Source organism: Nocardia yamanashiensis, assembly GCF_021183565.1.
Taxonomy (GTDB): Bacteria; Actinomycetota; Actinomycetes; order Mycobacteriales; family Mycobacteriaceae; genus Nocardia; species Nocardia yamanashiensis.
In genome coordinates this window covers 2633721-2658780 of sequence record NZ_CP089226.1, presented here as the reverse complement: position 1 = coordinate 2658780, position 25060 = coordinate 2633721, and the positions used below count along the sequence as shown (strand labels likewise).

Annotated in this window: 21 protein-coding genes; 18 read left to right on the top strand and 3 right to left on the bottom strand. The window is 68.1% G+C overall.

The genetic code is table 11. The features are described from left to right. The first annotated feature begins 282 nt into the window (after window positions 1-282). The 8 genes from LTV02_RS12900 to LTV02_RS12865 all read left to right on the top strand — a co-directional run bounded on the left by LTV02_RS12900 (window position 283) and on the right by LTV02_RS12865 (window position 9841). A complete protein-coding gene (locus tag LTV02_RS12900) occupies window positions 283-2154 on the top strand; it encodes a ThiF family adenylyltransferase (RefSeq protein ID WP_233040233.1) in 1872 nt (623 codons plus the stop codon). Then, window positions 2151-3239 (top strand): 3-oxoacyl-ACP synthase III family protein, encoded by a 1089-nt coding sequence (locus LTV02_RS12895; RefSeq protein ID WP_233040232.1) that lies wholly within the window; start codon window positions 2151-2153, stop codon window positions 3237-3239. Before LTV02_RS12900 ends, LTV02_RS12895 begins: the two co-directional genes overlap by 4 nt. A 56-nt stretch (window positions 3240-3295) precedes the next feature. Next, on the top strand, window positions 3296-4831 hold the full coding sequence (locus LTV02_RS12890; protein WP_233040231.1) for an ABC transporter substrate-binding protein: 1536 nt from the start codon (window positions 3296-3298) through the stop codon (window positions 4829-4831). Then, a complete protein-coding gene (locus LTV02_RS12885) occupies window positions 4816-5757 on the top strand; it encodes an ABC transporter permease (protein WP_233040230.1) in 942 nt (313 codons plus the stop codon). Before LTV02_RS12890 ends, LTV02_RS12885 begins: the two co-directional genes overlap by 16 nt. Then, the gene (locus tag LTV02_RS12880) at window positions 5754-6575 is read left to right on the top strand and encodes an ABC transporter permease subunit (RefSeq protein ID WP_233040229.1); all 822 of its coding nucleotides are present in this window, start codon (window positions 5754-5756) and stop codon (window positions 6573-6575) included. The genes LTV02_RS12885 and LTV02_RS12880 overlap by 4 nt, the downstream gene beginning before the upstream one ends. A 29-nt stretch (window positions 6576-6604) precedes the next feature. Next, the gene (locus LTV02_RS12875; RefSeq protein ID WP_233040228.1) at window positions 6605-8008 is read left to right on the top strand and encodes an ABC transporter ATP-binding protein; all 1404 of its coding nucleotides are present in this window, start codon (window positions 6605-6607) and stop codon (window positions 8006-8008) included. Between the two features lie 349 nt (window positions 8009-8357). Then, window positions 8358-9032: a phosphatase PAP2 family protein gene (locus tag LTV02_RS12870; protein WP_233040227.1), complete on the top strand. Its 675-nt coding sequence runs from the start codon at window positions 8358-8360 to the stop codon at window positions 9030-9032. Beyond that, entirely contained in the window at window positions 9029-9841 is an 813-nt protein-coding gene (locus LTV02_RS12865; protein WP_233041560.1) for an ABC transporter permease, read from the top strand. The genes LTV02_RS12870 and LTV02_RS12865 overlap by 4 nt, the downstream gene beginning before the upstream one ends. A gap of 248 nt (window positions 9842-10089) precedes the next feature. On the opposite strand, the gene LTV02_RS12860 is transcribed toward LTV02_RS12865, so the two are convergent. After that, window positions 10090-10293: a hypothetical protein gene (locus LTV02_RS12860; protein ID WP_233040226.1), complete on the bottom strand. Its 204-nt coding sequence runs from the start codon at window positions 10291-10293 to the stop codon at window positions 10090-10092. Window positions 10294-10504: 211 nt separating this feature from the next. On the opposite strand from LTV02_RS12860, the gene LTV02_RS12855 reads away from it, so the two are divergent. From LTV02_RS12855 to LTV02_RS12810, 10 genes are all read left to right on the top strand, one after another. Beyond that, a complete protein-coding gene (locus tag LTV02_RS12855; protein ID WP_233040225.1) occupies window positions 10505-11386 on the top strand; it encodes a helix-turn-helix domain-containing protein in 882 nt (293 codons plus the stop codon). Then, window positions 11383-11583, top strand: a complete 201-nt coding sequence (locus LTV02_RS12850; protein ID WP_233040224.1) for a DUF397 domain-containing protein — start codon at window positions 11383-11385, stop codon at window positions 11581-11583. The genes LTV02_RS12855 and LTV02_RS12850 overlap by 4 nt, the downstream gene beginning before the upstream one ends. A 388-nt stretch (window positions 11584-11971) precedes the next feature. Next, window positions 11972-12178, top strand: coding sequence for a hypothetical protein (locus tag LTV02_RS12845; RefSeq protein ID WP_233040223.1), 207 nt, complete (start codon window positions 11972-11974; stop codon window positions 12176-12178). 45 nt (window positions 12179-12223) lie between these two features. Further along, window positions 12224-12967 carry an IMP cyclohydrolase gene (locus LTV02_RS12840; RefSeq protein WP_233040222.1) on the top strand — a complete coding sequence of 248 codons (744 nt, stop codon included), beginning with the start codon at window positions 12224-12226 and terminating at the stop codon, window positions 12965-12967. A 206-nt stretch (window positions 12968-13173) separates the two neighbouring features. Beyond that, complete coding sequence (locus LTV02_RS12835) at window positions 13174-14226, top strand: hypothetical protein (RefSeq protein WP_233040221.1); 1053 nt, start codon at window positions 13174-13176, stop codon at window positions 14224-14226. 184 nt (window positions 14227-14410) lie between these two features. Then, on the top strand, window positions 14411-16147 hold the full coding sequence (locus tag LTV02_RS12830) for a fatty acyl-AMP ligase (protein WP_233040220.1): 1737 nt from the start codon (window positions 14411-14413) through the stop codon (window positions 16145-16147). Window positions 16148-16178: 31 nt separating this feature from the next. Next, window positions 16179-16463 carry an acyl carrier protein gene (locus tag LTV02_RS12825; protein WP_233040219.1) on the top strand — a complete coding sequence of 95 codons (285 nt, stop codon included), beginning with the start codon at window positions 16179-16181 and terminating at the stop codon, window positions 16461-16463. Continuing rightward, window positions 16460-20770 carry a type I polyketide synthase gene (locus tag LTV02_RS12820; RefSeq protein ID WP_233040218.1) on the top strand — a complete coding sequence of 1437 codons (4311 nt, stop codon included), beginning with the start codon at window positions 16460-16462 and terminating at the stop codon, window positions 20768-20770. Before LTV02_RS12825 ends, LTV02_RS12820 begins: the two co-directional genes overlap by 4 nt. After that, window positions 20767-21525, top strand: coding sequence for a thioesterase II family protein (locus tag LTV02_RS12815; protein WP_233040217.1), 759 nt, complete (start codon window positions 20767-20769; stop codon window positions 21523-21525). The genes LTV02_RS12820 and LTV02_RS12815 overlap by 4 nt, the downstream gene beginning before the upstream one ends. Beyond that, entirely contained in the window at window positions 21519-23810 is a 2292-nt protein-coding gene (locus LTV02_RS12810) for an MMPL family transporter (RefSeq protein ID WP_233040216.1), read from the top strand. Before LTV02_RS12815 ends, LTV02_RS12810 begins: the two co-directional genes overlap by 7 nt. Here LTV02_RS12810 and LTV02_RS12805 read toward each other — a convergent pair. Beyond that, a complete protein-coding gene (locus LTV02_RS12805) occupies window positions 23731-24228 on the bottom strand; it encodes a hypothetical protein (protein ID WP_233040215.1) in 498 nt (165 codons plus the stop codon). The two genes, LTV02_RS12810 and LTV02_RS12805, sit on opposite strands and share 80 nt — an antisense overlap. Window positions 24229-24300: 72 nt before the next feature. Continuing rightward, window positions 24301-25044, bottom strand: a complete 744-nt coding sequence (locus tag LTV02_RS12800) for an AAA family ATPase (protein ID WP_233040214.1) — start codon at window positions 25042-25044, stop codon at window positions 24301-24303. Window positions 25045-25060: the final 16 nt, after the last annotated feature.

Here is a 25060-nt window from a genome sequence, read left to right as displayed (position 1 = left end):
CGAAGTTCGGCAGCTAACTTTCAGCATCAAGATCGTTTGTCGGCTTGTTCTCAACGGTTCTGGGACAGAATCTTCGTTCTCCGGCCGGTTTCCGGCCAATTTCGCCGCGCCGCAAGAGAATGCAATCCAGCGCCGCGGCACCTGGGCAGCTAATATCTGGCTACCGAGCATGTGGTCCGAAGCCGGTGTCACCGAACACTTCGAGTCCCACAGTCGCTCACTCACTCGATGCACGACCTTCCGGAAAGGACCCTTGCCGTGTCGGCAGCTGGCGGATTTCGCATGTCTATCGAACGACGTGATATCCGTGACCGCAATCATGATGTGCGATGGCATGTTTCAGCGTTCCGGATACCGCGGCACGGTGACGATCACGCGCACCAGGTGAACCGGATCCGTGAACTGCGCGCACGGATCCTCTACGACCACGGCAGGCGACCGGAATTCCGCGACATCAGCGGTGCCCATGTCGATGACCAGGAATTGGATTACGGGGCATGGCATTTCATCGCCCGCCGGCATCCCGGAGGTCCGGTGCTCGGCTACATCCGCCTGTCCACACCGGAGACGGGTGAACTGTTCCAGTCCCGCGCGCACCTGGGCGAAGAGCGATACCGGCAGGTGCTCGCCGCCGAGAACGCCGGGTTCGCCGATACCTACGAGCACAGCCGGCTGGTGGTCGAGCATCGAGCCCGCAAACTCGGACTGGGCGTCTATCTGAACGCGCTCGCCATCGGCGCGGCACACCATCTCGGCGCCAAGCTCATGATCGGCACCTCCGGTACCAAGGACGGCCAGGACCTGTTCCACGGGCGCTTCGGATTCCACCCGCTGCCCGGAACCCGCTGCTATGTCGAGCGATACACCGAGGACGTGGTGATCCTGCTGCACCGGACCGCCGACGGCGCCGGGGAATACACCGACCTCGTGGCCACCTTGCGCGATCAGTTCCCCGCGCTCGTGGCGGCGGACCCGATCGCGTGGTCATCGGAGGAGACCGGACACCGGCCTACGCCGGTACCGCTCACCGCCGCGGCCGCACCGGATCGCGAAGTGTGGCAACCCGTCCTGCTCGAACCCGCGCACGCCGCCGACTACGCCGCGCTCACCGCGCTGCTGGAATCGGAGCGGGTCACCGAAGTGTGCGACACCATCGAGGGTCAGCTGGCGGAACTGATCCGCTGCCGCGAACCGCAGCTTCGCCACACCGGCCCGGAACTCGAGCGGAAGATCGAACAACAGCTGGCCGGCGTGGAGCCGTGGGCCTACGGCAGCTGGTTCTGGTACCCGTGGTCGGGCCGCCTGGTCCACGTGCTGCCGCGGGAGGAGTTCCGGCTGGTGCGCGCCGACCGCAATCGCGGCAAAATCGAACGCCCCCAGCAACGCCGGCTCCGCGAGCACCGCATCGGGATCATCGGACTGTCCGTCGGGAACAGCGCCGCCGTGACCCTGGCGCTCGAAGGCGTGGGCGGCGCATTCCGGCTGGCCGACTTCGACGAGCTGAGCCTGTCGAACATGAACCGGCTGCGCGCGGGCGTGCATCACGTGGGCCTCGGCAAAGCGGTGCTGTGCGCGCGCCAGATGTACGAGATCGACCCTTACCTGGACATCGAGATCATGACGGCCGGGCTCACCGACGACGGCATGACCGAGTTCTTCCAGGGCGACGACACCCCGATCGACCTTCTGGTCGAGGAGTGCGACACCCCCTACATCAAGGTCGCGGCCCGCGAATACGCACGCGCACTGGGGATTCCGGTCATCATGGACTGCAACGACCGCGGCATGCTCGACATCGAGCGCTTCGATCTGGAACCCGACCGGCCGTTGCTGCACGGCAGAATCGGCGACCTGCGCGCCGCCGAACTACGCGAGCTGACCGCCCAGGCCAAGGCCGATCTCATCCTGGCCATGGTCGATCCCGAGCGCATCAGCCCCGAACTCGCCGCCTCCTTCGGCGAAATCGGCCGGACGCTGAGCAGCTGGCCGCAATTGGCCTCCGATGTGGCGCTCGGCGGCGCCCTGGTCACCGCGGCCGCCCGCCGCATCCTGCTGGGGGCCCCGTGCGAATCCGGGCGCTTCTATGTGGACCTGGACCAGCTGATCGCCCCCGAATACAACACCGCCGCAACGAAAGACGGGATCCACGCATGACCCTCGCGTGCACGGCGGCCGATCAGCCGCGTTCGGCCGCGCTCCGGTCGCAGCTCGCCCGTCCGCTGCCGATGGCGGTGGCGGGTTCGAGCGTTCATCTGCCCGCCACCGTCGTCACCAATGCCGAACTCACCGAGACGCTGGACACCTCGGTCGAGTGGATCGTCGATCGCACCGGCATTCGCGAACGCCGGCGGCTGGCACCGGAACTGGCCGTCTCGGACATGTGCGTCGCGGCGGCCCCGGCGGCACTCGCCGACGCGGGCATCGCACCCGGCGAGCTCGACGCCGTCATCGTCGCGACCTACACCTATGACCAGCCCCTGCCCTCGACGGCATTGATGGTCAAGGAACGCATCGGCGCGCACCGCGCCCTCCCCATCGACATCACCCAGGCCGCCTGCGCCAATGGCCTGCAAGCGATGCTGCTGGCCGGGCACCTGTTGCAGGTCTCGGCGAACGCGGTGCTGGTGATCGCCGCCGACTGCGCGTCCCGGGTCACCGACCCGCGCAACCGCACCACCGGCGTCTTCTTCGGCGACGCCGCGGCCGCCGTCGTGCTGACCCGCAGCGAGACGCCCGGCGCCGGAATCCTGTCCTGGGACTTCGGATCCGAGCTGTCGCACAGCGTGGAGATCCGCGCCGGTGGATCCCGTCTGCCGACCACCGACCGGACCGTCGCCGCGCGCGAGCACTTCCTGCGCATGGACGGCCGCGCGGTCTGGGAGACGGCCACCAGCCGCCTGCCGCACAGCATCCGCGCCGCCGCCGACCGCGCCGGACTCGCCGTCACCGACATCGACCACTTCTTCCTGCACCAGGCCAACCTCAATATCCTCACCGCGGCCATGACCGACCTCGGCGTGCCCATGCAGCGAGCCCCGATCACCCTGGACACCCTCGGCAATACCGGGTCCGCGGGCGTGTTCACCGCATTGCATCGAGCCCGTTCCGAGCATCGCGTGCACCCCGGAGACACCTTCGTCCTGTCGGCCATCGGGGCCGGATTCCAGTGGGGAACGATCTGTTTCCGGCAAGACCCCGGTGCCGGCGCTAACGGCGTAGAGGATATTGCCTGGCGATAATCGCCAAGCTAGCCTATGCCGAGTTAGCGGAGGCTAACCTATCAATCGTGAAGCGGATGGGGTCGGCAGTGGATGTGAACAGGCGTCAGCTCTTCAAAGCCGGCCTTGGACTCGGCGCGATCCTGACGCTCGCGGCCTGCGGCAGCGACACGTCCACCGACCCCGGCGCACCCCGCAGCGGCGGTACCCTGCGCGTCGGCGCGATCGGCAAGTCCGCCAAGGCCGAACGCGATCCCCATGCCACCCTCAGCAACGACAGCGACTTTCTCATCATGTCGCTGGTCTACGATCCGCTGACGGTTCCCGGAGCCGACCCGAATGTCGCGCCGCGGCTGGCATCGAAGTGGGAATCCGATGCCGCGCAGCGCAATTGGACCTTCACCATCGCCGACGGCGCCGCCTTCCACGATGGTCGCCCGGTCACCTCGGAGGACGTGGTGTGGTCGCTGCGCCGGTTGCGGGAGATCGCGGGGGAGACCAAGGTGCCGGTCGCTTCCGTCGACGACATCAAGGTCGCGGGGCCGAACGCGGTGGTGCTGACCTGTGCGAGCGCGAACAGTCAGCTGCCACTGTTGTTGCGGCTCATGACCTTCACGGTGCCGAAGGGCACTACCGACTTCACCAAGGCGGTCGGCAGCGGGCCGTTCAAGCTCGACAGCTACGCCAACGGCAATGCGCGCCTGGTGCGCAATGACGCCTGGCACGGTGGCGCTCCCTTGCTGGACGCGATCGAGGTGACCTTGTTCGAAAGCCCGGAGTCGATGGCGAACGCGGTACTGGCGGGGCAGATCGACCTGGCTTCGAGCGTCGGCGCGATCGCCGGGCGCACCGCCGAGGGCCGGGGCGATCTGCAGGTGATCCGCCGGCCCGACGACATCGCGGTCGTGATCGCGATGCGCACCGCCGACGGTCCCTTCGCCGATCCCAAAGTTCGTGAAGCGCTGCGGCTTTCGGTGGACCGTCAAGCCATGGTGGCCCAGGTGCTCTCGGGCTACGGCACCATCGGCAACGATGTGCTGGGCACCGCCGACCCGAGCATCGACAAGTCGATCGCCCAGCGCACCCGCGATGTGGCGCGGGCGAAACAGCTGCTCGCCGAGGCCAAGTTCGATACCGGCAAGACCTACCAGTTGATCACCAAGCAGGAAGCGCCCGGAGAGGTCGAGTCGGCGAAGGTGTTCGCGAGCCAGGCCAAGGACATCGGGGTGTCGATCGAGGTCGTCGTGCAGGACGCGAACGCCTTCTACGATCAGACCTGGCTCAAAGCGCCGTTGTACACCGCGAACTGGGGCACCAACGATTCGGTGGTGTTCTTCGCCAGCAAGGTGATGTACTCGCGCACCAAATGGAACGAAACCGGGTTCAACGACGCCGCTTTCGACCAGGCGTACACCGACGCCCTCGCCGCGCCGGCCGGGGAGAAGTTCGCCGCCGCCAGCCGGACGATCCAGCGGATCGAGCACGAGCGCGGCGGTTACATCGTGTGGGGTATGGCCGACGGGATCGATGTGGCGGCACGGTCGGTGCGCGATCTGCCCAGACTGGGTGGGTACGGGCGCGTGCAGCTCGAGCGGGTGTGGATGTCGAATTGATCGGCTTCGCCGGACTGATCGCGCGCCGGCTGGGACTGCTGATCGCATTGCTGGCCCTGGTGTTCGTTGTCGTGAACCTGTTGCCCGGCAACGCGGCGCGTGCGGTGCTCGGCCGTGATGCCACACCGGAACGCATCGCGGCCAAGGAACACGAACTGGGCCTGGATCGTCCACTGCCGGTGCGCTTCTGGCACTGGTTCAGTGGCGTGCTCACCGGTGACTTCGGGACCACCGCACGTGGAGTGCCGATCAATGACCTGCTCGCGTCGAAGTTCCCGCAAACCCTGCTGCTGGCCTCGACGGCGATGGCGGTCACGATCGTGATCTCGCTGCTGTGCGGGTTGTGGTGGGCCGCACGGCCACGAGGTCTGGCGGCTCGGCTGCTCCAGCCCGGTTCGGCGTTCGTCATCGCCATTCCGGAATTCGTGGTGGCGACCCTGTTGGTGCTGGTGTTCGCGCTGTGGCTGGATTGGTTGCCCGCGGTCACCTTCACCGACCGGTCGGGTTATCCGGCGACCGCGTCGATGCTGATCCTTCCGGTCGCCGCGCTCGCGATCCCGCAATCGGCGTGGAATCTGCGGGTGGTGCGCGGCGCGATCACCGACGCGGCCACCGCCCCGCACGTGGAAGCCGCTGTGCTCAACGGACTTCCGGAGCGGACGGTGCTGCTGCGCCACATCCTGCCGTTCGCGCTGCCGACCATCGCCACCTCGTTCGCGACCTCGGTCGGCACGCTGTTCGGCGGGGCGCTGGTCGTGGAGACGGTGTTCAACTACCCGGGCATGGGGGCGATGATCGCCGGATCGGTCTCCGACCGCGACACCGCATTGGTCGCGGCGGTCGTCGCCATGACCGGCGCCACCATCATGTGCGTGCTGCTGGCGGCGGATGCCGTGCGCGCGTGGGCGAATCGAGGACGGACGTGACGGGTGAGTACACGATGCCGGTCACGCGGCGGCGGCGCTGGTGGCTAGCGGTCGTCCCGGCCGTGTTGATCGGCGCGCTCGCTCTCGCCGGGCCCGCGCTGGCCCCCTACGCGGTCGATCACGGGATCGGGATCAGCTTCCAGCGGCCCGGCGGTCATGCGTGGCTGGGCGGTGATCGTCTCGGCCGGGACGTATGGAGCCAATTGCTGTGCGGCGGTTGGGGTCTGCTGCTGCTCGCCGCGACCATCGCACTGCTGGTGACCGGGCTGGCGGCCCTGCTCGGTTCCTGCGCGGCGCTGCGCCCACGCCTGGGCGCCTGGATCGAACGCGCCGCCGACCTGGGCATGCTGCTGCCGCCGGTGCTGGCGATCCTGCTGTTCATGCTCTCCTGGCCCGAATCCGGCGCGCCCGGACTGATCGCCGTCTCGGTGATCGCGGGAACCCCCTACACTGCACGCGTTTTCGCGGCCGCGGCGAGCGGAGTGGCGCGGTCGGGGTTCATCGAAGCCGCTGTAGCTCGGGGAGAACATCTGGGGTACATAGTTTTTCGTGAACTGCTGCCCAACCTGCGCGAAACATTCATCACCCAGCTCGGCCTGCGTTTCGTAGAGGCGATGTATCTGGTCAGCACCGCCGCGTTCCTGCAACTTCCCGCCACCCTCGGCGACGCCAATTGGGCGGTCATGGTGCGGGAGAACGCCTCCGGGATCCTGCTGAACCCCGCCGCGGTGCTGGCGCCAGCCGTTGCGATCGGCCTGCTCGCGGTGAGCGTCAACGGTGCCGTAGCGGCATTCGGACGAGGGCGGCGCAGTCTGTGAACGCCCGGGTGATCGTCGAGAATCTCAGCGTGCGTTCGGCTTCGGGCGCTCAGCTGCTCGCGCCGACCTCATTGCAACTACCCTCCGGCAGTGTCACCGCGCTGGCCGGTCCTTCGGGATCGGGAAAGACCACGCTCATGCGGGCGATCCTGGGGCACCTGCCGGTCGGCGCCATCCGCGTGGGCGGCACGGTGCACGTCGCCGACCAGGATGTGTTCGCGCTGAAATCGGCTGCGCTCCAGCATTTCCGCCGTCGTCATCTCGCACTGGTGACCCAGGATCCCGGCGCCGCCCTGAACCCCCGGATGCGTATCGACGCACTCTTCCGCGAGGCGGCCCCCCGCTCCGACGCCGCCGCCGTGCTCGATCGCGTGGGCTTGCCATCGCAATGCCTGCGTAAGCGTTCGGGCGAGCTGTCCGGCGGCGAACAACGCCGATTGGCGCTCGCGCTCGCGATCGTGCGCGAGGTCGGCGTCCTGATCGCCGACGAACCGCTGGCGGGGCTGCACGCCCGATTGCGCACCGAGATCGCCGAACTACTGCGATCACTCGCCTCCGACGACGGCGTCACGGTACTGGTCTCAGGACACGACACCGAAGTCCTGCATCGCGTCGCCGACACCGTGATCCCGCTGGGAACGACCCGGCCGAGGCAGACCCAGCTCATCGCCACCGCCTCAGCGGCTGCCCCGGGGAACTCGATCGCGCTGCGCGGCAACGACCTACGCGCGTGGGCCGGGCGGCGAACCCTGCTCGACTCCGTCGCTGTCGACCTCGCGGCCGGCGAGTCCGTCGCGGTGGTCGGCCCGTCCGGCGCGGGCAAGACCACTCTGGCGCGGGTGCTGGCAGGCATCCACCGCGAATCGCGCGGCAGCCTGGAAGTGGCCGGACGACCGGTCGCAGTCGGAAAGGCGCGCCGCTCCCGCCGCGACCGCCGCCGCGTCCAGTTGATCCCCCAGGACCCGCTGTCCACCCTCAACCCGAAACACACTGTCGGGCAGGCCCTCTCACGCCCCCTACGGCTCAACGGGATGACCGGACGTGCGGCGATCACCGAACGCGCCGCCGAACTTCTCGCAGACGTGGACCTCGATCGATCCATGTCGAACCGATACCCCGACGAACTGTCCGGCGGTCAGCGCCAGCGTGTCGCCATCGCCCGCGCTCTCGCCGCCGAGCCGGACGTGCTCATCTGCGACGAGATCACCTCGGCCCTGGACGCCGCCACGGCCGCGTCGATCATGGACTTGCTCGAGCATTGCCGGATCACTCGCCATACCGCGGTGCTCGTCGTCAGCCACGACATGACCATGGTCGCCCGCCATTGCAGCCGAATTCTGGTGCTCTCCGAGGGCCGGGTCGTCGAACGCGGCGACACCGCGGCCGTCCTCGCCGCACCGACCGCCCCCGAAACACGGTCCCTGCTGGTCTGAGAGATCCTCGATCGACCGGCACGCCCGCGATCCACACACTGCGGCATCGATCACCTCGGTGTCGATCGTGCGAGCGACTGGGACACAATGGCCGGGATGGGATACCGACTAGATCGAGAACCCGGTGTGCACACGCGGACGCCGCTTCGTTGCCGACGCCCTCGTGGTCGCGGTCGAAATCCCTGTGCTCAACGCGCAGGCGGATACCTTCACGGGGGTGGCCCGGGTGCCCGAGACTGAGCGCGCGGACACGGTCCCGGCCGGAAGCCGACGGCGCTCGGCGAGGGCCGAGGGGAGGTCGTGGATCCATCTCGTCACGACGAGCGCCGACAACGCACCGTTGCGCCTGGTGACCGTTCCGGTGCTGCTTTTGGTGGCCACGGCGGCCGTGCTGGCCGCGCTCACCTTGAACGTCGTTGCCGGGCACACCAAGCGCGCCCTCGATCAGCCTATTCTCGACTGGATGGTCGATCACCGATCAGCGGCCATGACCTCCGCCATGCGGACCATCAGCGACCTGGGCGGCGGCGCGACGATGACGCTCGTGGCACTGACCGTGAGCGTGGCGTTGCTCTGGTTCGGCCATCGATTGCCCGCGCTGTTCGTGGTGGTCGCGGGCATCGGCGGCTCGTGGCTGTCCTACCTCGGCAAGCGGTCCGTCGGCCGAGCCCGGCCGCCGGTCGCCGATCACCTGGTGGAGGTGACGAACCCGGCGTTCCCCTCCGGCCACAGCCTCGGGTCCTTCGTGGTGGTCGGTGCGGTCACCATCGTCGTGGTGAGCCTGCTGCGCACCCGGCGCGCCCGGCTGGCCGTAGTAGTGCCGGCGGCGATATTCGTTCTCGCGGTGGGGCTTTCCCGCCTGTATCTGGGAGTGCACTGGACCACCGATGTGCTCGGCGGCTGGCTGCTCGGCGCGCTCTGGCTCGGCATCTGCCTGCTCGGATACCGCAGAATGGAGATCAGGTGGGAGCGCCGCGCCCAGGTGAGCTCCGCCGACGAGCCCCGAATCGAAGGTGCGGCCTGAACACCGTGGTGACACCCGATGCCGGACTGATCGTCCTGTGCACGGTTCTGGTACTGGCCACGGCGCTGGTCTACCGGCTCGCCGGACTCGGCCCGATCAGTACCGCCCCGGCAGCAGCCGCCCGCGCCGTCCTCCAATTGGCCGTCGTCGCACTCGTACTCGCCGCCGCGCTGGCTCACCTCTGGTCATCCCTGCTGGTGCTGGCGGTCATGTTCGCCGCCGCCGCGGTCACCTCGGCACGCCGAGCCCGCGCGGGCAGCTCCGCGAGCTGGCTGACACTCGCACTCGCCACGGGAACCCTCACCACCCTGCCCGCCATGCTGATCAGCGGCGTCGTTCCCCTCACCGGCGTCGCGATCGTCCCCATCGGCGGAATAGTCCTCGGCGGCGCCATGACCGCCACCTCACTGTCCGCCAAAGCCGCACTCGACACCCTCGAGCTGCGCCGCGGTGAAGTCGAGGCCGCGATGAGCCTGGGCTTCACCGACCGCGACGCCCGCCTCGAAATCATCCGCCCGACGGCGACCACCGCCCTGCTCCCCGGCGTCGACCAGACCCGCACCGTCGGATTGGTAACCCTCCCCGGCGCTTTCGTCGGCGTGCTCCTCGCCAGCGGCTCCGCAGTCCAGGCCGCCGCCGTCCAGATCTTGGTCCTAGTGGGCCTGCTGCTGGCGCAATCGTGCGCGGTGGCCACCACCATCGAACTCGTGGCGCGCGGCCGAGTGCATCGGGTGGCCGACGAGATGTCCCTGGGATCCGGCGTCGCTGGGGACAGGCGCCCGGTACGCCGTCGTGGTTTCAGGGGCTGAGGACGTCCGGTTGAGCACACCGGCGGTGAAGCGTGTCCCGATCATCGGGGGCCGGGAGCGTCCAGGTCCAGGCGTTGTCGCGATGGATCGTGACGAGTTGCCGCTTGGCGTTGCACGAAACCGGTGAGGGGGCGGGCGAGTCGCCTTCGACGCAATTCCGGTGCCGCCACAGCAGGCATTTGACGGTGATGGGGCTCAGCTGAACGGTGGCGGGGATGCGGTAGTGAGTGAGCCGTGAGTACATGCCGTCACCCGGCTCGATGCCGGCCGCGCAGGCGGCGGGTGTTGCCGACCGGGACCTGATGGAATCGCCGCCCGCCCGCGACCAGGAACGAATCCGTTGGCGCGGGCGGGTTTTGGGCATGGTCGGCGGAGATCCCCCAGACGATCACGGCTAGGCAGGCCAGTACGGCGGCAGTGACGAGGACAAGCTGAATGACGGCGGACACCATCGTGAAACCCCTCGGATTGTGGGCGTTCCCACCCGGCCGGAACTCGGTGTGGCGGTACGGAAATACGACATCACCGCAGGTGGGCGGCAGCGAGCAGTTCCTGGAATTCCAAACGAGAATTGCCATTTCCCCAGGTGCGTTTCCGGTTCCGGTGCCACACTGATTTCGTTCGATGCGGTCCAGCCTTTCCGGTACCTGGGGGTAACCAGCGATGGCCGACGAAGACAGCACCCTGCCACGACGCCAGCTCGGGAGATTCCTGCGTCAGTACCGCGAGGAGGTCGGCATGACCATGGCGCAGGCAGCCAAGGTGGTGGAGATCGGAACATCCACGCTGCACCGTCTGGAGAAGGGCACCGCTGACAAGGTGCGTGTCCGAATCGTCGCGCACCTCTGCGAGATCTACGACTGTTCTGCCGAGGACACCGCCGCAATGAAGCGCCTCGCCGAGCAAGCCGCAGCGAAGACCTGGTACCAGGAATACGGCGACCCCATTCCCGGCCGCTTCGACCACTACGTCGGCCTGGAAGCCGCAGCAAGACAGCTGGTTTCATACCAGGAACTGGTTCCCGGCCTACTGCAGACGCCCGATTACGCCTGGACCATGACTCGAAATCACCTGCGGGACGTGCCCGATGCGGAAATCCGCCGATTCGTCGACCTGCGGCTGCGACGACAGGCGATCGTGACCCGGAAGACGACACCTGTCGCGTTGGACGTCGTCCTCCACGAATCCGCATTGCGGCGCCTGGTCGGTGACCCTCGCATCATGGCAAAACAACTGCGCCACTTGGCCGATGCCGGGACCCGCCCCAATATCGAACTGCGCGTGCTCCCATTCGGCGCAGGTATCCCCATGGGCCTGCTCCCGGGCCCGTTCGTGATTCTCGACTTCGGTACGGACAGCAAGGGCCGCCCGGTCGAGCCCCCTGTCGTGTATCTCGAGAGCGTTCTCACAGCCGACATCTATCTGCAGAAAGCGGCCGACCTCGAGCGCTATCGTGCGGTATCGGCAGCACTCCACGACGCGTCCTCGAGCCCGGAGGACAGTCGCCTGCTGCTGAGAAGGATCGCGAAGGAGTATGAGGCGTGAACGTTGACCCCGCCCACGCCGGGTGGTTCAAAAGCAGCTACAGCCAAGGAGTCCAGGAGTGCATCGAGGTCTGCCATACCGTCGGTGAAGTGGGAGTACGGGATTCCAAATACCCTGGTGGCCCCGAACTGTGGTTCTCCGATGAGGCGTGGGATGCCTTTCTTTCGTTCGCCGTAGCCGTGGGTGTCCTCGACTGATCGGCGGCGGCTCGCCCTGCCCGGCGGCCGCCACCGATCAGTCTCCCCTCCATTCGCGCTGGTGTCCCGCTCTAGCGGGCGGCGTCGAGCGGGACACCGGGACGCCGCCGCGGGACGAAACGCGGTGGCGTCCGGAGGAATCCGAAACATGACTGCGCCTCGATAACCGTATCCGCGCAAGACGCAAGCCTGTCGAGGATTCCCCGTCTGCGACGGTATTCCGAAAGCGGGACCCGAGCGGGGCGAATACCGGATGAATGGCGCGTTTTGGCGTGAAACCGGCCTTCCGGAGTCACAGATATCCCGGCGGTAGCTGGTGTCGGTGGGGCAGAATGCCTGCACACATGTCGATCCACAACGTCGCGGCACAGAGCGGGGAGACCACCGGATGCAGCAGCGGATTCTCAGTACCGACGCACAACAGCTGCTGGGACAGATCCTGGCCCGCTACGGCACACTCGAAGCCTTCCGCGACTACCTCAACGCCTGCCTCGACGCCCCGACCCTGCGACTTCCGTCGGTATGGCTGCCCCCGGCGGCCCCGGCCGGCCGGCATCGCCGAACCGAGCCGATCACGCGCCCACCCGCCGACTGACCTCGAAACACCCCTGGGAGGAAGCGAGCCCTAGAATCCCGGCTCATGACCTTGGGTTTCGATGAGTTCGTGGTGCGATACCGGTATCCCGGTCGTGGGATCGTGCTCGGGCGCGATGCCGACGGCGCAGGGTTCGCCGCGTACTGGCTGACCGGCCGGAGCGAGGCGAGCCGGTCGCGGCGGATGGTCGTCGGCCCGGACGAGCTCGAGATCGTGGACACCACGGCAGGACCGTCGGACCCGCTGCGCCATTACGTCGCGATCATGCGCACCGGCGATGATCGGATCGTGGTCGGCAATGGCACCCAGGTCGGTGAGGTCGTAGCGAATGTCGCTGCCGGAGCCTCGATGTGGAAGGCGTTGACCGAATTGGAGTGTGAGCCCGATCCGCCGATCCTGACCCCGCGCATCACCGCGACCGCGATCGTGGACGGGGCAGACGTGCGGGAGGTGATCATGTCCGGGGCGGTGGCGCACCGGCGGTGGCCCGATGCGCCGTCATCACTGCACAATCTGGTGCATGTGCCCGCACTCGCCGTCGGCGAAGGCTACGCCACGACCACCTACGCGGGCGATACCGCGACGGTGGTGACCAGCGGACAACCGGTCGCGGTGCAGGTGAACGCGCCATGGCCCGAGCTGCTCGAACGGGTCTGGGCTGGTTTGGATCCGGAGCTGCGGGTCGCGGCCGCGGTGGTGCCGTTGACCGGTGATCTGCGCGAAGGCCGGTTCATCGGCGTCCACGACCCGCTGCTGCTCCAAGCCGGAACCGATTGCGCCACAATATGAATTGCCTAATCTGGCACTGCTGATCACGAAACAGCGAGAGCTCACCTGCTGCGGTGAGTTCGGTTCTGCGGGGTGATGGTGAGCGCCACCTTGGGGGTCTGTTTCGTGGGTGCTTCCGGACCGAAGATTTTCGGTGCGGGGGATCGCTGGGGGCGGCGATGCTGCCGCGACCGGTGCACGAATCAGACCAACGGGGGTGGGCTGCGTTGCTGACGACTCATTTCGACGATGCTCTCGCGAATGCTTTGAAGATCGCGGCGACCAGTCCGTCGTCGCACAATTGCCAGCCCTGGGTGCTTGTCCGCCTGGGGCCGGAAGCCCTCCTGCTGGTGTCGGACCGGGACCGGGAGCTGCGGACCTTGCCCGCTCACCGCGCGGAAATGCGGGTCAGTTGCGGACTGTTCTGGCGGCTGTTGCATCTGGCGCTTGCGGCGCAGGGCTGGGTGGTCGACACCGAGTCGATGCCCGAGCTGTCCGAGCTGCCGCCGACCTGGACTCCCTTGCGCGTGGCGCGGTTCCACTTCAACGGCGCCCCGGATGGATCTCTCGATGACCTGCGGTCGATAGCAGGGCGACGGCACACGAACCGGGGTCCGTACCTCGATCGGGCGGTGCCGTCCACCGTTCTCGGGGAACTCGGGATGCGGGGCGCGGTCGCCGAACCCCGGGTCCACATTCGCCACCTGACCATCGAGCGAGACCGAAACCTGTTCGCCGCCTTCGTTGCTCGGCACGGCGGCCGTGAATTTGCTCATCGGGCGGCGTGGCGGGAGGCGTATTCGTTCATTCGCCGCACCGAGACCGAAGCGCGGATTCGGGGTGACGGCTATGCCTTCACCACGTTGTTCGGGCCGCTGTCGACGGGCAGTCTGCTGTTGCGCAGGGTGGTGCTCGCCCCGGCCGCCATGAGTGCTCTACGGCTGACCGGATTCCCGAGATTGCTGTCCGGAAAGCTCGCCGCGATCGTCCGGCGGTCGCCGGTCATCGTGTCCATGAGCCTGCCCGATTCCGCCGACCCGGAGTGGGATCTGGTGACGGCGGGCGGGGTGTTGCTGGACTACTGGCTGCGCGCAACGGCATTCGGGTTGGTGCTGCATCCGGTCAGCGTCGTCATCCAGCACGAGGATCTGCGTCGCGAGCTGCAGGCCGGCTTCGATCTGCCCGGCCGGGTCTTCTTCATCGCCCGCCTGGGCTATCCGGCCGAACGGTTCCCGTCGGCTCCGCGCCGCCCTGCGGCCGCCGCGCTGCGGGCGCTATGACCGGTATTCACCCGCGCCGGTGAACCCGGCCCCCGCGGGGTGATGGTGATCTCCACCTTGGGTGGCTGTTTCGTGCGTGCTTCGGCATAGAAGATTCCTTATGCAAGGTGCAAGGGGAGATCGACAGGGGGGCGGCGGAACAGCCGCGTCCATTCACGAATCAGACCACTGGGGGAGTGCACGCATGCGTTCGACTTTCGTTTCGCACGTCCGTCGACAGACCGAGGCGTACGGCGATACAAGGCATTACACCTTTCTGCGCGAGCAGCAGCGCGGGCTGGCCGAGGAGGCGGTCAGCTATCGCGAACTCGATCGGGATGCGCGGGCGATGGCGGTCTGGCTGGCACAACGCCCGGAGGCGGGTCAGCCGGTGCTGCTGTTGTATCCGCCCGGCCTCGAATTCCTGCGGGCCTTTCTCGGCTGCCTCTACGCGGGAGTCATCGCGGTACCGGCTCCGATCCCGCACGACGCGCGCAGTATGGCGCGGGTAGCGGGCATACTCGCCGACACCGGCGCCGAACTGGTGCTCACCGTCGGCGCGTTCGCGGAGCCGCTCACCGCCTGGGTGCGGGAAGCGGGTGTTCCGGTGTCGATCACCGCGACCGATACCGCCGGGCTCGCGGATGCCGACGCCTGGGCGATGCCCGAGATCGACAGCGACACAGTCGCTTTCCTGCAGTACACCTCCGGCTCCACCAGCGAGCCCAAGGGTGTGGTCGTCACCCATGGCAATCTGCTGCACAACGCGGACGTCACCAGCGCGGTCCTCGATCTCACCGACGCCGATACCGGGGTGGGCTGGCTGCCGCACTTTCACGACATGGGCTTGATCGGCATGCTGCTACAGCCCCTCTACAGCGGCGGGAGCTTGGTGTTCATGTCACCGCTGACCTTCCTCAAACGGCCCACGATCCTGCTCGACGCGATCCACCGCTATCGCGCCGCGGTGACGGTCGCACCGAACTTCGCCTACGAGTTGATCGCCCGGCGAGTGCGCGCGGAACAGCTGACCGCACTGGATCTCTCGTCGCTGCGGGTGGCCTTGGCCGGCGCCGAACCGATCCGGCCGCAGACCCTCGAGACCGTGATCGAGCGGCTGGGCCCGGCCGGATTCGCCGCCGAGACCTTTGTCGCCGCCTACGGTTTGGCCGAGGTGACGCTGGTCGCGTCGGCCAGCCGGGCCGGGCACCCGCTCACCACCGTGACCTTCGACCGGGCCTCGCTCGAAGATCGCCGACTGGTGCCCGCCGACGCCGGTATCCGCTTGGTCGGCAACGGGAAACCCGGGCCGGGCATCGAGATCCGGATCGTGGATCCACGCAGTGGGCAGGCACTGCCCGACGGACACGTGGGAGAGATCTGGATCGCCGGAGCCAGTGTGGCACAGGGCTATTGGAACCGGCCCATGGACACCGCGGAGAAATTCGGCGCGCGCCTGGCAGCGCGAGGGCCGTACCTGCGCACCGGCGATCTCGGCGCCATCCACGCCGGGGAGATCTTCGTGACCGGGCGGATCAAGGATCTGATCATCGTCAACGGCCGCAACCTGTACCCGAGCGATATCGAGGACGCCGTCCGCGCACTGCATCCGGCGCTGGCCGACGCGATAGGCGCCGTGGTGGGTGTCGATACCGGCCGGCAGGAGCGGCTGGTGCTGATCCAAGGCGTACGGACCGCCGCGCTGGGCGACTGCACCACCGCCGAACTGGCGGCCCGGATCCGCACCGCGATAGCCGAAGCGTTCGAGCTGCCCGCGCCGAACGTGGTGCTGGTGGAGCACCGCAGTGTGCATCGCACGACCAGCGGGAAGGTGCAGCGCAACTCGATGCGATCGGCCTTCCTCGACAACACGCTCGACGCGGTCCTGCACGAAGAGATCGAACCGTCCGTGCGCAGGCTGCGCGCTGCCGCGAACGCCTGATCCGGCCGACCGAAACCGAAAGGAGCACACCATGATGCGCCATCGCACGATGATCCGCGAACAGAATTCGATCGTCACCTGGCTGGTCGGCCGGGTCGCCGCCTATCTCGATGCGCCCCCGCACGCCGTCGATGCCACCGTGCCGCTGGCTGAACTCGGCCTCGACTCGGCGTGCGCGGTGAGCCTGTGCGGCGAAATCGAGGACCGGTGGGAGCTGCAACTCGACGCCACCATCGTCTTCGACTACCCGACGATCGTCGACCTGGCCGGCTTCATCGCGGACGAGGCCGCCGGAGACCGGGAGTCGGCCGCATGAGGGAGCCGGAGCTCACAACGCCGCGTCACACCGCACAACCCATCGCGATCGTCGGTCTCGACTGCCGTTTCCCGCAGGCCCCGGACGCGCACGCGCTGTGGCAGTTGCTGCTGGCCGGGACCGACGCCGTCACCGAAGTCCCCGCACAGCGCTGGCAGGCCGCGGATCTGCACGACCCGGACGGTGGGCCCGGAACGGTCAACAACCGCAACGGCGGATTCCTCTGCGACGCCGACGCATTCGACTACGAGTTCTTCGGCATCACACCCCGAGAGGCGGCCGCCATGGACCCGCAACAGCGACTGCTGCTGCAGGCCGCCTGGCGCGCCTTCGAAGACGCCACGCTCGATCCCCGCCGCCAGGCCAAGTCGCGCACCGGTGTCTTCGTGGGCGTCATGGCCAACGAGTGGGCGGCCGTGCACATGCGCGACTACACCCGCATCACACCCCAGATCGGCACCGGGAACGGCTATTTCATGACCGCAAACCGGATCTCCTACCACCTCGACCTCAACGGCCCGAGCCTGGCGATCGACACCGCCTGCTCGTCCTCCCTGGTCGCGGTGCATCAGGCGTGTGCCGCGCTGGCGGCGGGAGAGTGCGATCAAGCGCTGGCGGCCGGGGTCAATATCGCGATCACGCCGGCCCTCAACGTCTTCTACACCCAGGCCGGCGTCGCGGCCCCGGACGGGCGGTGCAAACCGTTCAGCGGCAAGGCCGACGGGATGGGCCGCGGTGAGGGCGTGGCGGTGCTGGTGCTGCGCCGGCTGGCCGACGCCCAGGCGGACGGGCTGCCGATCTACGCCGTGATCACCGGCAGCGCGGTGAACAACGACGGGCGCAGCAACGGCATCACCGCGCCCAATCGCTGGGCACAGCAACAGGTTATCGCCGAAGCCTACCGGCGGGCCGGGGTGAACGCCGCGCAAGTCGCCTTCGTCGAGGCGCACGGCACCGGCACGGTGCTGGGCGACATGATCGAGGCCAAGGCGCTCGGCGCGGTGCACGCGGTGCCGCGGCCCCGGCCGTGTGCGCTCGGATCGATCAAGGGCAACCTCGGCCACACCGAGGGCGCGGCCGGCATCGCCGGACTGATCAAAGTGGCACTGAGCCTGCGCCACCGCCTGGTGCCGCCCACCCGGTACGCCGCCGACGAGAATCCACGGCTGCGGCTGGCCGAGCACGGCCTGCGGCTGCTCGCCGAGCCGATGCCGTTGCCGCAGGGCCTGATTCACGGCGCGGTCAGCAGCTTCGGCATGGGCGGCACCAATGCGCACATGCTGCTGTCCAGCGCACCGGAGACCTCGATTCCGGCGGCGACCGACGGCGGCGGCGTGCTCACCGTCTCCTCGAACGACCGGGACGGGTTGCGGCGCAACGCCTCCCAGCTCGCCGCGCGGATCGGCGACGACCCCGCCGCGTTGAACCGGCTGTGCTGGTCCAGCAATCTGGCGCGGTCTTCGGGCCGGTACCGGCTGGGCGTGGCGGTCACCGACCGCGCGCACGCGGTGTCGGCCTTGCATGCCGCCGCCGGGGGAGAAGACGTCGATTGCGGTGTCGCGCAGCCGTTGTCGATCGGATGGTTGTTTCCCGGTCAGGGCGCACAGTATCGGGGGATGTCGCGGGCGCTCTACGAACGCAGTCCGGCGTACCGGGCGGCGCTGGCGGCGGTGGACGCGCAGCTGACCCCGCACCTGGGGTCGTCGGTGACCGAATTGCTGCTCGGCGACAGCGAACTCGTGGATCGCACCGACTTCGCCCAGCCGGCGATCTTCGCCGTCGAGTACGCGCTGGCCCGCGCGCTCTCCGAGCTCGGCGTCGAGCCGGCCTGGCTGCTGGGCCACAGCGTCGGCGAATACGCGGCCGCCACGTTCGCCGGTGTGCTGAGCGTGGAGGATGCGTGCCGGTTGATCTGCGCGCGCGGGCGACTCATGCAACAGCTGACCGGCGCGGGATCGATGCTGGCGGTGCGTGGTACGGCGGAGGAAGTGGGTGCGCTGATCGCCACCGAGTCCACAGTGGCCATCGCCGCGGTGAACGGCCCGGGCGAGGTGGTGATCTCCGGCGCCGCCGACGCCGTCGCCCGGCTCGGGGCACAGATCGCCGACCGCGGGATCACGGTGCGCTCACTGCCGGTCTCGCACGCGTTCCACTCACCGCTGATGCGGCCGATGCTCGAGGCCTTCGCCGAGGTGGCCGCCGAATGCCGGTATCAGCAACCCGAGATCCCGATCTATTCGACCGTCCGCGGACGCCTGCTCGAGCCCGGCGAACCGATGGACGCCGCCTACTGGGTGGAACACGTCCACGCCACGGTGCAATTCGCCGACGCGGCGGCGGCCGCGATGCGCGCCGAGCCCACCCATCTGATCGAAGTCGGTCCGCGGCGCGTGCTGGCTCCCATGATCGCCCGGGCACACGGGATCGACCGGCCGGTGCCGGCGCCCTGCCCCGGACCGGATGCGACCGGCGACGAGCTGGCCGCGACCATCGCGGCGCTCTACCGCGACGGCCTGAACCCGAATTGGGATGTCCTCTACGACGATGCGGCCCGGGTGCGCCACCGGCTCGGCGGTCACGAGTTCTCCACCGCCACCCGCTTCTGGATCGAACACGACACAGCCACTCCCGAGCTCGAAACCCCCGCAACCGCACCGACCACGGAAGGCGTCATGAACGAGCTGATCGCACTCTTTCGGGAACAAGCCGCGGTTCTCACCGCCGTGGCCACAGGCAGCTCGGCCCCCACGCACATCCCGTCCGCCCAGTCACCGGACCGGCAGCCGGATTCGCACGAGCCGCAAGGAGCGGACGTCGCCGAGGCGGTGCGCGCGGAGGCGGCCCGGGTCAGCGGATTCCCCGCGGGCAAACTCGCGAGCGGCCAAACCCTGTCCGGCGACCTGGGATTCGACTCGATCATGATCGCCGATCTGCTCAACGCCCTCGGCCGCAAGTTCCCGGGACTGGTCGTCGAACCCGAGTGGTACACGCCCGCAACAACTCTCGGCGACGTGATCGCGCTCGTGCCGGGTCGGGAGCCGGTCGTCCCGGAACCGCGACCGGGCGTCCCCGAACCGGTCGCCCACCCTAGCGCGGCTGTCGAAGCCCAGCACCGCATCGAGGACTTTCCCGAGGTCAAGGCGATCGCCGAGCGCATCGCGCTGGCCGAACAGATGGGCATGAGCAACCCGTACTTCCTCGTCAACGACGGCATCAGCCGGGACACCTCGACGATCGGCGGCGAGCAGGTGCTGACCTTCTCCAGCTACAACTACCTCGGCCTGTCGGGACACCCCGCGGTCGTGTCGGCCGTGCAGGACGCGGTGGCGCGCTACGGCAGCTCCTGCTCGGCCAGCCGAATGCTGTCGGGCGAGAAGCCGATTCACACCGAACTCGAACGTGAACTGGCCGCACTGCTGGGCGCCGAGGACGCGATCGCACTGGTCAGTGGGCATGCCACCAATGTCACCGTGATCGGGCACCTGGTCGGGGAGGGCGACCTGATCATCCACGACAGCCTGGCCCACGACAGTATCGTGCAGGGCTGCAAGCTGTCCGGCGCCACCCGGCGGCCCTTCCCGCACAACGACCACGCCGCGCTCGACCGGATCCTCACCGACATCCGCCACCAGTACCGGCGCGTGCTCATCGTGATCGAGGGCATCTACAGCCAGGACGGCGACATTCCGGATCTGCCCGCGATCATCGCGGTGAAGAAACGACACCGTGCGCTGCTCATGATCGACGAGGCGCACAGCATCGGCGTCCTCGGCGCGACCGGCGCGGGCATCGGCGAGCATTTCGGTGTGGACCGCGGCGATGTGGAACTGTGGTCGGGCACGATGTCCAAGGCGCTGGCCGGCTGCGGCGGGTACGTGGCGGGCAGTGCCGCGCTCATCCGATACCTCAAATACACCACGCCCGGGTTCATCTACAGCGTCGGCATCACCCCCTCGAACGCGGCGGCCTCCCTCGCGGCGCTGCGGCAACTGCGGGGGCGGCCCGAACTGCTCGAACAGCTGCGGGACCGGTCGGAGCTGTTCCTGAAGCTGGCCAAGGAGATCGGGATCGACACCGGCGACAGCTTCGCGACGCCGGTGATCCCCTGCATCGTCGGCGATTCGATGAAGACCCTCGCTCTGTCGTCGGCGCTGCTGCGGCGCGGAATCAACGTCAACCCGATCCTGTATCCGGCGGTGCCCGAAGAGAAAGCCCGGCTGCGATTCTTCGTCACCGCCTGCCACACCGAGGACCAGATCCGGCAGACCGTGCAGGCGCTCGCCGAGGAAATGGCGGCACTGCGATGACCCGCTACCTGGATCGGGCGGTGAGCGAACCCGGCCTGCGGCTGTTCTGCTTCCACCACGTCGGCGGCGGCGACTCGTTGTTCCGCGGGTGGCAGCAGGCGCTGCACCCGCACGCGACGGTCTGCCCGGTGCTGCTGCCCGGACGGGAACGCCGCGCCGCGGAACCCTGTCGCACCGATATGGCGGAACTGGTCGCGGACCTCGACGACCAGCTCGACGAGTACCTCACCGGACCGCATCTGTTCTTCGGGCACAGTATGGGCGCCGAGATCGCCTACCGGCTGGCTTGCCGCCGCCACCGTGCCGGACGTACCGCGCCCCGCGCGCTGCTGGTATCCGGTTGTGCCGCACCGGGATTGCCGCTGGCGCTACCGCTGACCGGTGGGCTCGACGACGCGACACTGATCAGGCTGCTCACCGATCTCGGCGGTATGCCGGCGCAACTCCTGGAATGTTCCCCGCTGCTGGCCGCGATGCTTCCGGTGATCCGTGACGACCTGCGGCTGTGCGCCGGTGACCGCGACAGCGCCGGACCGGCGCTACCGTGCCCGATCCACATCTTCGGCGGCGACGCCGACCCGATGGTCGACGAATTCGACCTGGCGGCCTGGCGCGGGCACACCATCGGTCACAGCACGGTGCGGACCTTTCCCGGCGGTCATTTCTACCTTGTCGAGAGCAGCGATGAACTGTTCGGTCACCTGCGGTCGCTGCTGCGCCGTTATGCCCGGGCGGAAGCGAGCCTGCCATGCTGAGACGTCTGGCTCTGCTCGTCGTCGCGCATCCCAAACTGGTGCTGGCAGTTACCGTCTCGTTCCTCGCACTCGCCGGGGTGCTCGGTTCCGGGGTTTCCGAGCGACTGCAGGTCGGCGGCTTCGATGACGAGCACTCGGAGTCCGCGCGGGTGCAGGACATCCTCGATACCCGGTTCGGGGGCTCACCGGATCTGGTGCTGCAGGTGACCGCGCGCAGCGGCAATATCGACGATCCCGCGGTGGCGACCGCGGTAGGGCACGTGGTGCAACGCTTCGCCACCGAACCGGTGACGGTGATCGGTTCGTACTGGCCTACCGGCTCGGGCATCGAATCCGGCGCCGGTTCAAGTGATTTGCGCAGCAGGGACGGCCGTTCAGGACTGATCTTGCTGCACCCCAACGGCAGTCCGGATACCGCAGCGCGGCTGACCAGCGAGATCGTGGACCAGCTACCCGCCGACGACCCGGTGATCCAGGTCCGGGCCGGCGGCAAGCTCGGCGTGACCAACGACATCGACAACCGCGTGCACCGGGATCTCGTTGTCTCCGAATCGATCGCGGTGCCGGCGACCCTGCTGTTGCTGATCGTGGTGTTCGGCGGCGTGGTGGCGGCGCTGCTGCCGCTGGCAGTCGGCCTCGTCTCGATCCTGTCCACGACACTCGTGCTGTTCTGGCTGGCCCACGTAACCGACGTGTCGGTCTACGCGCTCACCGTCGCCACCGCGTTCGGGCTCGGACTGGCGATCGACTTCGGCCTGCTGATGGTGTCGCGATTTCGCGAGGAGCGCCACCGCGGCCACGAGCCCGGGGCGGCCGTCGTGGAGACGGTCGCCACGGCCGGGCGCACCATCGCGTTCAGCGCGGCCACGGTCACCGTCGCGATGTCGGGAATGCTGGTGTTCCCCACCGCCTTCCTCCGGTCGGTCGGCATCGCCGCGATCGTGGTGGTGCTGCTGGCAGCCCTGGGCGCGATCGTCGTGCTACCCGCACTGATGAGTCTGCTCGGCACACGGGTCGACGCACTGGGACTGCCCCGGCGGCAGGATCGGCTGGCCCAGCCATCGCGATTGTGGCGGGGCATCGCGGCGGCGGTGACCCGCCGCCCGCTGCGGGCGGCGCTGAGCGTGATCGTGTTGCTGTTGCTGATGGGCATCCCGTTCACGCACGCGCAGCTCGCGACCTCCGATGAACGCGCCTTGCCGGCCGACTCCACTGCCCGGCAGGTCACCACCTCGATCCGTGAGAGCTATCCGACCGACATCGCCGACGCGGTGACGGTGTTGTCCGACAACGACCCGCAGACGCTCGAACCCTTGGCCCGCCAGATCTCGGCCATGCCCGGCGTCGTGCAGGTCGACGGTGCGTTCGGGCGGTACGCGGGCGGCGCGCTGCTGGCCGGGCCGGGGCCGGCGGCCGCCGGATTCACCTCGGAGACAGCCGGATTCATGCGGGTGCAGCTGTCGGCGGGTGCCCAGACGCCGGCGGCGCAAGACCTGGTGCGCGCGATTCGGGCGCTACCGGGTGAGCATGCGGTGGGCGGGCCGACAGCGTCGCTGATCGACAGCCGCACTGCTATCACCGGCCGGCTGCCACTTGCGCTGGGCATCATGGCGGCGGCCACACTGGTGCTGCTGTTCCTGTTCACCGGCAGCATTGTGGTGCCGATCAAGGCGCTGGTGCTGAACCTGTTCATGCTCTCGGCAGTACTGGGCGCCATGGTCTGGATATTCCAGGACGGTCATCTGGCCGGCGTCCTCGGCTTCACGCCCGCCCCACTGAACATCGCGATGGTGGTGCTGTTGTGCTGCACCGCATTCAGCCTGTCGGTGGACTACGAGATATTCCTGCTCGGCCGCATCAAGGAGGCGCACGATGCCGGCGCCGCCACCACCGAGGCCACCATCGAAGGCCTGAGCCGGGTCGGGCGCCTGGTCAGCAGCGCGGCAGCCTTGCTCGCCGTGACCCTGCTGTCGTTCGCCACCGGCCTGTCGTTCATGAAGATGTTCGGCATAGGCACCGCGCTGGCCGTCCTGATCGACGCCACATTGATTCGCGGCGTCCTGGTGCCGGCGTTCATGCGCATCGCCGGCGACCTGAACTGGTGGGCGCCGAAACCATTGCGCCGCCTGCACGCCCGCATCGGCTTGCACGAGTCGTCCACTCCGGGCGTCCCGCTGCCGGTGACAACGGGAGCCGGCGCCATGGTCAGTCCGGGAGAATCGGCGCTGCGTTCTGATGTTGCGTGGCACCGTTCTCGTCGCCGGAATGCGCTCGGCCGATCATGACCTCGCCGTCGCGGGCGACCAGCTGACTCTCCGACTCGGACATGGATTCCGACCAGCCGGTGTCGGTGAGCGACACCGGCTGACCGTCGATCTCCACGGTGCCGACGAGATACCGGGTCACCCCGGCTTCATCACCCTGATGCTCGCGCCCGATCAGCACCCGGCTGTCCTCGGCGACGAATCGGCTGCCGGACTCGCGCATCGGGCTGCTCCATTCACCCGGCGTGACCGTGGCGGTGACCGCGTCGTTTCCCTCACCGAGTACCAGCCGCGCATATCGATACCTGGTCTTACCGTTCTCGTCACCGCGATGTTCACGCCCGACGAGCACGCGATCGGCCGGGCACTTCCACAGGCTGTCCTTTTCCCGCATCCAATCCGACCATTGGGGATCGGCTGTCGAAAGCCGTTGTGTCATATCGTCCACTCCTTCGAAGGACCGCCCCCTTCGTCGATAGACTGCCCGCTGGAGTCTCGAAATATCGTGGGGTCATTCCAGGAGCATGTCGAGGTATTTCGCCGGGTTGTCGAGGAAGGTGCGAGTGACTCGGTAGTGCTCGGTGTCCTCGTATTCGACCAGTTCGCAGCCGTTTTCGCCGATCTGGTAGATCCAGGCATCCGGATAGGCCATCAGGATGGGGGAGTGGGTGGCGATCAGGAACTGCGAACGCGCGTTCACCAGTTCGTGCAAGCGGGCGATCATGGCAAGCTGGCGGCTGGGGGACAGGGCCGCTTCGGGTTCGTCGAGCACATAGAATCCGTGCCCGCCGAACCGGTGCATCAGCAGCGCGAAAAACGACTCCCCGTGCGATTGTTCGTGCAACGACACGCCACCGTAGGAGTCGATCAGCGGCGGTCCGGGCGCGGGCTCGCGGTCCAGGTCCTCGATATTGGTGGCGACATTGAAGAAGCTCTCGGCGCGCAGGAAGAACCCGTCCCGCGGCCGGTGAATCGACTTCACCAGCCGCAGATGCTCATTGAGTCGCGAATGCGAGCTGCGCGTGGCGAAGTTGAAGTTCTTCGTACCGCCCTCAGGGTTGAAACCCCACGCGGTGGCGATGGCCTCCAGCAACGTCGACTTCCCGCTGCCGTTCTCACCGACGACGAAGGTCACCCGCGGATGCAACTCCAGCTCGGCGAGCCCCCGCACGGCCGGCAGCGAGAACGGATACTCATCGAAGGACGGCACCTCGCGCCGGTCCAGCACCGCGCGCCGGACGTAGGGAGCGCTCACTGGCGGTCGTCCTCGG

What these genes read in the sequence shown, in the direction of transcription:
- LTV02_RS12900 (WP_233040233.1), top strand. Translation starts at nt 283, where the DNA reads ATGTCTATCGAACGACGTGATATCCGTGACCGCAATCATGATGTGCGA.
- LTV02_RS12895 (WP_233040232.1), top strand. Translation starts at nt 2,151, where the DNA reads ATGACCCTCGCGTGCACGGCGGCCGATCAGCCGCGTTCGGCCGCGCTC.
- LTV02_RS12890 (WP_233040231.1), top strand. Translation starts at nt 3,296, where the DNA reads ATGGGGTCGGCAGTGGATGTGAACAGGCGTCAGCTCTTCAAAGCCGGC.
- LTV02_RS12860 (WP_233040226.1), bottom strand. Translation starts at nt 10,293, where the DNA reads ATGGTGTCCGCCGTCATTCAGCTTGTCCTCGTCACTGCCGCCGTACTG.
- LTV02_RS12855 (WP_233040225.1), top strand. Translation starts at nt 10,505, where the DNA reads ATGGCCGACGAAGACAGCACCCTGCCACGACGCCAGCTCGGGAGATTC.
- LTV02_RS12845 (WP_233040223.1), top strand. Translation starts at nt 11,972, where the DNA reads ATGCAGCAGCGGATTCTCAGTACCGACGCACAACAGCTGCTGGGACAG.
- LTV02_RS12840 (WP_233040222.1), top strand. Translation starts at nt 12,224, where the DNA reads ATGACCTTGGGTTTCGATGAGTTCGTGGTGCGATACCGGTATCCCGGT.
- LTV02_RS12830 (WP_233040220.1), top strand. Translation starts at nt 14,411, where the DNA reads ATGCGTTCGACTTTCGTTTCGCACGTCCGTCGACAGACCGAGGCGTAC.
- LTV02_RS12825 (WP_233040219.1), top strand. Translation starts at nt 16,179, where the DNA reads ATGATGCGCCATCGCACGATGATCCGCGAACAGAATTCGATCGTCACC.
- LTV02_RS12820 (WP_233040218.1), top strand. Translation starts at nt 16,460, where the DNA reads ATGAGGGAGCCGGAGCTCACAACGCCGCGTCACACCGCACAACCCATC.
- LTV02_RS12815 (WP_233040217.1), top strand. Translation starts at nt 20,767, where the DNA reads ATGACCCGCTACCTGGATCGGGCGGTGAGCGAACCCGGCCTGCGGCTG.
- LTV02_RS12810 (WP_233040216.1), top strand. Translation starts at nt 21,519, where the DNA reads ATGCTGAGACGTCTGGCTCTGCTCGTCGTCGCGCATCCCAAACTGGTG.
- LTV02_RS12805 (WP_233040215.1), bottom strand. Translation starts at nt 24,228, where the DNA reads ATGACACAACGGCTTTCGACAGCCGATCCCCAATGGTCGGATTGGATG.